This window comes from Paenibacillus hebaui (assembly GCF_051934385.1).
Lineage (GTDB): Bacteria > Bacillota > Bacilli > Paenibacillales > Paenibacillaceae > Paenibacillus.
In genome coordinates, this window is the sequence record NZ_CP196836.1 from 582,717 (window position 1) to 591,854 (window position 9,138).

General features: G+C 46.2%; 1 protein-coding gene. It reads left to right on the plus strand.

What is annotated here, in order from left to right; all coding sequences use genetic code 11:
• Positions 1–41 precede the first annotated feature (41 nt).
• Entirely contained in the window at positions 42–9,104 is a 9,063-nt protein-coding gene (locus ACR32F_RS02675; protein WP_440115895.1) for an amino acid adenylation domain-containing protein, read from the plus strand.
• The last annotated feature ends 34 nt before the right edge of the window (positions 9,105–9,138 follow it).

Here is a 9,138-nt window from a genome sequence, read left to right on the forward strand (position 1 = left end):
AGGAGAGATCATTTCCAATATTGTGAAAGAGGTGTGCTTACGTGCTGAACCAGAAAAACATAAAGAATATGTATGAATTGTCTCCTCTACAAAAAGGGATGCTGTTTCATTACATAAAAGATGAAGGAAGCGGTGCTTATTTTGAACAAATGACCCTGTTCATTGACGGAGCAATTGATGCGACTTGCCTGGAGGAAAGCCTCAATGGTTTGATTCAAAAATATGACAGCCTGCGAACCAATTTCATCTACAGGCAATCGGCTGAACAGATGCAATTGGTGTGGAAACAACGGACGGCTAGTATTCATTGTGAGGATATTGTTTATCTAACAACAGAGGATCAACAACATTATATAAAGAACTTCCAGCTACGGGATCGTCAAACAGGCTTCGATCTGTCACGCGACTTGCTCATTCGTTTTTCGTTGCTAAAGACAGCTGCGAACAAGATGGTGCTTATCTGGAGTCATCACCATATTTTGATGGATGGATGGTGCTTTGGCATATTATTTCAGGATTTGCTGGAATTCTACCAGCAAAGATTGCTTGGGCAGCCCTTGAGGATTGGGATGGAGGTTCCATATAGTCGCTATATTGAGTGGCTTGCCAGTCAGGAGGAGGAGGAGGCTGCTGCATTCTGGGCTAACTATTTAACAGGCTTCGACCAGATGACAGGAATCCCAGATCGACTTGCATACGTAGGCAAAGAAGGCGGAGTGCATACAAGTCAAGGGCAGCTTTCCTTCACTTGGAATGCCGAGGCGACTCTCTCATTAAGCCGTCTCGCTAGTCGTCTTAACGTAACACTAAATAGTGTTTTCCAAGCCTTATGGGGAATACTGCTGATGCGATATAACAATAGCGATGAAGCGGTGTTCGGTACAGTGGTTTCAGGCAGACCGGCAGCGATACAGGGAATTGAGACGATGGTTGGGTTATTCATCAATTCTATTCCGGTTCGAATTGGCTCTAAGGATAGAACTTTTGAAGATTTGGTGGTAGGAGTACAGCGGGATGCGATGGATTCGGGTAGATACGGTTATCTATCTCTATCTAGTATTCAGAAGCAAGCAAGTGTGTCCGGTCTTTTGTTCGATCATGTGGTCGTGTTCGAGAATTATCCACTTGATGAGCTAATGATGGATAGAACGAAACAACTGGGATTTGTTATTAACGAGCTAGATGTTTATGAGCAAACTAATTATCCGCTACATGTTCTTGTGATGCCGGGTCGAGAAATGACTGTGAAGCTTGCGTACGACCCGGCTGTATATGAGCAGGAGGCAATGAATAATCTGAGCCGTCATCTTACTCATCTAATGGAACAGGTTGTCGAATGTCCGGATATTCATGTTGAAGAGCTAGAGATTATAACTGCATTAGAGCAAAAGCAGCTTTTGGCATTGGGGAGTCGGATTACTGAATATCCTAGGGAAAGCACCATTCAGGAACTGTTTGAACAACAGGCAGATCGCACCCCTGAGAATACGGCGTTGTGTTGCGGGAATGAGCATCTTACCTATCGCCAGTTGAACGAGCGGGCCAATCAATTGGCGAACTACATGTTAAAGCGAGGGGTTCAACGATCAAGCCTTATTGGCATCGCGATGGAACGCTCCGTTGATCTCTATGTTGGCCTACTTGCTATTTTGAAGACGGGGGCAACGTATGTCCCTATCGATGCCAGCTATCCCCAAGAACGGATCGCATACATGCTGGACGATGCGGGCTTATCGCATATACTCACACATCGGGATACCACTGGGATGCTACCCGTGCGGGGGCAGAGTATCCTTTGTGTTGATGGCGAGCGAGAAGGGATTGAAGCTGAAGAAAGCTTTACTCCTCTGCACGCATGTAGTGCGCAGGATATAGCTTATGTGATGTATACGTCCGGGTCTACAGGCATGCCGAAAGGGGTGAGTGTCACGCATCGCGGGGTCGTCCGGCTCGTCCACAAAAATGACTATGCGACATTTGATGAAAGTCGGGTATTTTTGCAGTTGGCACCGGTTGCGTTTGATGCATCCACTTTCGAGATCTGGGGCAGTCTGCTTAACGGAGGCCGTCTTGCGATTATGCCGCCGGGAACCCCAACAGTAGAACAGATTGCTCAAGCTATAAGAGATTACCAGGTAACCACTCTATGGCTTACATCTGGACTGTTCAACATTGTTGTAGATCATCAGTTGGAGGCACTGTGCGGCGTCCAGCAATTACTGGTGGGCGGTGATGTCTTGTCCGTGCCGCATGTCCGTAAGGTGCTAGAGTTGGGTGATATTGAAGTTATTAACGGGTACGGTCCAACTGAGAACACAACCTTTACGTGCTGTTATAGCATCCCGCCCGATTGGGAGGGAACAAATATCCCGATTGGTCGTCCCATTATGAATACGAATGTTTATGTGCTTGATTCCCGGATGAAGGCGGTACCTCCGGGGATTCCTGGTGAGTTATACATCGGTGGGGACGGACTTGCCCAAGGATATTACGGCCTTGCGGATTTAACGGAGGAACGGTTCGTAACCGCTCCGGAGAGAATAGGAGATTCACGACTTTATCGGACCGGCGATCTGGTTCGCTTCTTGCCTGACGGAAACCTCATCTTTATGGGTCGACTGGATAATCAGGTGAAAATTCGTGGTTATCGTATCGAACCTGGTGAGATTGAGACAGTACTGAGTCAGAACCCATCCGTTAAGGAAGCGGTCATTCATGTGACTGACAGCAAGCAGTTGGCCGCTTATATTGTACCAGAACATAAGCTTGCTCATCAGGATGCAACAGAGTGGCGCCGCTACTTGCAAGACATGCTCCCTGAGTATATGGTCCCTTCAATTTTTGTAATGATGGACTCATTACCACTTAATCCGAACGGTAAAGTAGATCGGAAAAGCTTGCCTGAGCCAATCCAGCCAGCAGTAAACGATAATGAAGCTGTAGAGTTACTGTCGGAGGTGGAGGAGCAATTGGTCGCTTTGTGGAAAGAAGTGCTTGGTCTTGAACGGCTGAGTGTTCATGATAACTTCTTCGAATTGGGGGGCGATTCGATTATGGCGATTCAGATCGCCGCCAGACTTAACCGAAAGAAGTATAAGCTTCATATGCAAGACTTATTTCAAAACCCCACCATCGCTGGTCTGGCTCCGCATATTGAAATGTCACAATCAGAAGAGAGTCAGGCGGAGGTTACGGGTGAGGTTGAATGCACTCCGATCCAGCATTGGTTTTTCGAGCAAAATATGGAGTCCCCGGACCATTGGAACCAGGCGATGCTGCTCCCTAGGAAGGAAGGTTGGAACCTGGAGGCAGTGCATAAAAGCTTAGAGAAGCTTCTGGTTCACCATGATGCCCTGCGTATGGAATTCGTGGTAGAGATAAACGACGGGCAGGTAGCGAGGAGACAGATTAATCGGGCAATCAAGGATGTAAAACCTTATCTGAGACATATCGATCTGATAGAGGAGAAGGATGATTCGCTCGTTCTTGAACGAATGGAAGCTGAAGCAAATCGTTTGCAGCGAAATCTAAATCTCGCAGACGGACGGCTTGTAGGTGCAGCACTTTTTGATACGTATTCGGCTAGTTTCCTTCTGCTTGTGATTCATCATTTGGTAGTGGACGGGGTATCCTGGCGGATCCTGCTAGAGGACTTCGAGACTGTCTATGATCAGGCGATTGCCAACAGGGTGTTGACTCTGCCACCCAAAACGACTTCCTATCAAGTGTGGTCTGACAAACTGCATGCTTATGCCGAAAGTAATTCAGCCAAGCAAGAGCTAGCTTACTGGCAGGAGGTCTGCAGCACTGTCATCCAGCCGCTCCCTGCGGATTTTGAAGGGACAACAGACTGTCTTTACCGTGATTATGCTCTAGTGACTGCCAATCTTGACTCCAGCCTGACAAATTCTTTGCTCACCGAGGTACATCACACCTATCATACGGAGATCAATGATATTCTGCTCGCAGCCCTGTCGCTGGCACTCAAAGAATGGATAGGTCAGGATAGACTAGCGCTACATATGGAAGGACATGGACGGGAAACAGTGATGGATGGGGTTGATCTAAGTCGTACTGTAGGTTGGTTTACATCCATGTATCCCGTGATCTTAGCCAATGAACCGGATCAAGGGATGGCTGAAGCCATCCAATCGGTGAAGGAAATTGTTAGACGTATCCCCTACAAAGGGATCGGATATGGTATTCTTCGTTACTTGTCGGTAGCGGGACAAGAGTTGCCTGACTTTATGCCTGAGATCAGTTTTAACTATCTAGGGAAATTTAATTCGGAGCAAGCATCAGGTTTTGTTCATGCCGAGCTACCGCTCGGGGATTTGGTTAGTCCCCTTTCTCGGATGTCACATCAATTGGAAATCAATGCAATGGTTATAGATGGACGATTTGAAATTCAGTTTGGATATAACAGCCAACGTTTTCATAACGATACAATTAATAGTCTTGTAGAGTGTTATATGAATCAGCTGCAATTATGCGTGGATCATTGCAAATCTGCGAAGGAGACGTGGACACCGAGTGATTATGGGCTAAAACATTTAGCCTTAAATGAACTTGCTATTATTTCCTCTTCATACTCGCAACCAGAGATTACCGCACTTCGTTATCTGTCTCCTATGCAGGAGGGCATGCTTTTTCATCAATTGAGGAATAAGGATAGTCAAGCTTACTTTGAACAGATTGATTTTGCACTGGAGGGCGAAATTAATCCTATCTATCTAGAAGAAAGTGTGAATGGACTTATTGCTCAATATGATATATTCCGCACTGTATTTTTATATGAGAGATTGTCACGGCCGGTGCAAGTAGTATTGAAGGAACGCCGTTCAGTGCTCAAGATTATAGATAGTACAAGATTTGACGAACACGAGCAAGAGGAATTTATCGAGCATTTGAAAGCAGAGGATCGGTTACTAGGCTTTGATCTATCACGTGATGTGCTTCTTCGATTCACGCTGGTTAAGCAGCGGGCGAATCAATACCGCCTCATCTGGAGCTTCCACCACATCTTAATGGATGGCTGGTGTCTTGGCATCGTACTCAACAAGTTATTTGAGTTGTATCAACAGCGGAAAAGGTCTCAGGCACTTGTTATGGAGCATGTTCCGTCGTATGGGCAGTATCTAAGCTGGCTGGAGCAGCAAGACAGTGCTGAAGCACAACAATTCTGGCAAAGTTATCTGCAAGGTATTGAGCAAATGACCAGTATTCCCCAACAAGGGTTACAGGCAGACGAGGCTCCTTTCGAGCCAGCTGAGGTCGAATGGAGACTGGACTCAAAATTAACTGCCGACCTCGCTGCTTTGGCGAGGAGCAACAAGGTCACTCTGAATACTGTGCTTCGTACAGTTTGGGGAATCTTGCTTCAAAAATACAATCGCACGGAGGATGTAGTATTTGGTAGTGTTGTGTCTGGCAGACCACCCACCCTGGCTGGAGTAGAATCCATGGTAGGACTGTTCATCAACACAGTTCCTGTCCGTATTCAAAGCAGGGGGAATGACACATTTAGTGAACTGATTCGCAGGGTACAGGAGACGGGCGCCTCCGCTGAACCTTACACGCATCTGAGTTTATCCGAAATTCAGGCAATATCGTTGCTGCCAGGCGGATTGTTTGATCATATCGTTGCATTTGAGAATTATCCGCTGGACAAGGCCTCAATTGAAGCGCACAGCAGAGGACTTGGCTTTGTAATCACAGATTCGAGCACGTTCAGCCAGACAAACTATGATTTGAATGTGCTGGTATTACCTGGTGATGAATTAACTGTGAAAGTAAGCTTTAACAAGTCCGTTTTCACCGAGACCTGGGTAGGCCAGTTATTACAACATCTACAGACACTTTTTTACCAGGCAGCAGCTCAACCGGAATTGCCTATTAGCCAGTTTGCACTTGTAACTTTGGAGGAGAAGCGACAACTGCTGGAGGACTTCAACCCGCCTTCGGAGCCTTATCCTCGAGATAAGGCAATTCATCAATTATTTGAAGAACAGGTTGTACTTGTGCCGAACCGTCCTGCTATTGTCTGCAACAGCAATGTTATAACGTATCAACAACTGGATGAGCGTGCCAACCGACTAGCACATCTGTTGCTTCAAAAGGGAGTGGCTTGCTCGGATATTGTGGGTATTATCGCAAAGCCTGGAGTGGATATGATTGTCGGTGTTCTAGGTGTACTCAAGGCTTCAGGATCATTTCTGCCTATCGATCCTTCTTATCCTCCAGATCGCATTGCGTACATGTTGGAAGATAGCGGCACACGGGTCCTTCTTGTGCAATCCGAATTAGAAGTTCCATCAGGCTACACTGACGAAGTTATAGTATTAGACTGGGAAGATACATTCGAAGATGAGAGCAGTTTATCTCCACAAGCTCCGGCTGAATCGAATGATTTGGCCTATATCATCTATACATCAGGTTCCACAGGTCGTCCTAAGGGGGTCATGGTTGAACACCGTTCCCTTGTAAATCTGGCAACTTGGCATAATCGCGCTTTTGAAGTAACCCAAGAAGACAGGAGCACAAAATATGCGGGTTTTGGATTCGATGCTTCTGTATGGGAAATATTCCCTTATCTTATTGCCGGAGCAGCGTTATATATTATCCCGGATGAAATTCGCTACGATATCGTGGAGCTGAATCGTTACTATGAAGAACATATGATTACAATTAGCTTTCTGCCTACACAGCTTGCCGAGCAATTTATGGAACTAGACAACCGTTCACTGCGTCTGTTGCTCATTGGTGGTGATCGTGCGCATCGTGTTCGCAACAGGGGTTATCGTATTGTCAATAATTATGGTCCGACTGAGAATACAGTCGTTGCAACAAGTCATAGCATTGAAAGATTTGATGAAAGTCCACCGATCGGTAAACCGATTGCTAATAATCGGATCTATATTGTAGACCATCATAATCAGTTGCAACCGATAGGCGTTCCAGGGGAATTATGTATTGCTGGAGAAAGTCTGGCACGTGGATATCTGAACCAGCCTGAACGCACCCGGGACAGTTTCGTTCAAGATCTGGCGGAACAGGGTGAGCGGATGTACAGAACGGGCGATCTTGCTTGTTGGCGGGCAGATGGAGCAATCGATTACATCGGCCGAATTGATCATCAAGTGAAAATCAGGGGGCATCGAATTGAATTGGGAGAGATCGAGCATCAGCTCATTCAATTGAAAGGTGTAAGAGAAGCAGCAGTCATCGCTCAAGCTGATCAAAGAGGTCATTCCGCGTTGTACGCTTATATCGTTGCTGGGACAGAGCTGGATATGTCAGCAGTTAGAACGTCGATTGAAGCCAGTCTACCCAGTTTTATGATTCCAGCCCAATTCATTAGGTTGGATGTATTGCCTATGACAGCTAACGGTAAGTTGGATCGTAAGGCACTACCTGCACCGGAACTGACCAACACAGACAATTACGCTCTACCTGAAACGAAGGTTGAACGTATACTAGTCAGCGTTTGGAAGGATGTACTTGATCGTGAAGAGATTAGTGTACATGATCATTTCTTCGAATTAGGGGGAGATTCGATTAAAGCGATTCAGGTTTCAGCAAGGCTGCTTAATGATGAGCTGAAGCTTGAGGTGGGGCAGTTGTTCCGTCATCCGACCATTCGCCAAGTAGCTCCGTATATCAAGCCCCTGCACATTACAGCAGAGCAAGGAACGGTGGAGGGAGAGGTATGTCTGACCCCAATTCAGCATTGGTTCTTCGAACAGCAGTTTGCACAGCCGAATCACTGGAACCAAGAAATGATACTGCATCGTCCGGAAGGATACCATCCCGAGGCTGTTCAGTCTACCTTTGAGTATCTCATGGCTCATCATGATGCTCTTCGGATGAGTTATATACAAACGGCCGAAGAGGTCAAGCAGGTTAATAAAGGGCTATCCAAGGCGGTGCTAGAGCTCGAAATTTTCGAACTGGCACAGCGGGGAGATGAGCGTTCCATTATGCAGGAGGAGTCCAATCGTCTGCACCGATCCCTTGATCTTCAACAGGGGCCTCTTGTCAGACTTGGTCTATTCCGTACATCAGAGGGTGATTATCTGCTCATCATTATTCATCATCTCGTTGTTGACGCGCTGTCATGGCGAATTCTAATTGATGATTTTGAACGTGTGTATGATGAACTAATTGCTGGGCAATCACCATCGCTTCCGACGAAAACAACCTCTTATCGTGAATGGGCAACAAGGCTGACCAACTACGCAAACAGCGAGGAGCTGCTGAGGGATATCCCTTACTGGTCTGAGGTAATCGGCCAATCTTACCCTTTGCTTCCGGCAGATACAGAGGGTTCGAGGACATATCATGCAGCAGACAGTGGGATGGTTACGTTGGAGCTCACGATAAGGGAAACGACGTTGCTGCTAACTGAAGCCCATCATGCTTATAAGACAGAGATTAACGATTTGTTATTAACCGCTCTGGCACTTACTATCGGCGAATGGGTCGGACAGAACAAGATAGCCCTGGATTTGGAGGCGCATGGACGAGAGGAATTGTTTGACGATATTGACATTACTCGCACAATTGGATGGTTTACATCCGTATATCCTGTTGTTCTGCATCTTCCTTCCAACAAGGAGGATTTATCACAAGCGATCAAGCAGGTTAAAGAGACACTGCGGCAGATTCCGAATAAGGGAATCGGATTTGGTGTATTGAAGTATTTAACTTCTGAGAAAAAGACGGAAGGGTTACACCTACAACAAACGCCAGAGATTAGCTTTAACTATTTGGGGCAATTTTCAAAAGGCCAGGATGAAGGCTTGGGCACGTCTGCATTGACGGGGGAAGCTGCAAGTCCAACGACTACATGTTCTTATGCTCTTCTTATCAACGGCATGGTTAAACAGGGCAAGTTGCTCCTGACGTTTGGATATAATCGCAATCGGCATCATGAATCAACGATCAAGCTGTTGGCTGAGAGATATGCTTACTATCTTCGCGTAATTATTGAGTATTGCATCCAACAAAAGGTGACGGAGTTGACACCGAGCGATTATTCGGCTAACTCGCTTTCGTTTGAGGAATTGGATGATATATTTGATGTTTTAAGAGAAAAAGTCTAGTATTCGTTCACTGTACCGTCAAAACAATAAGTCT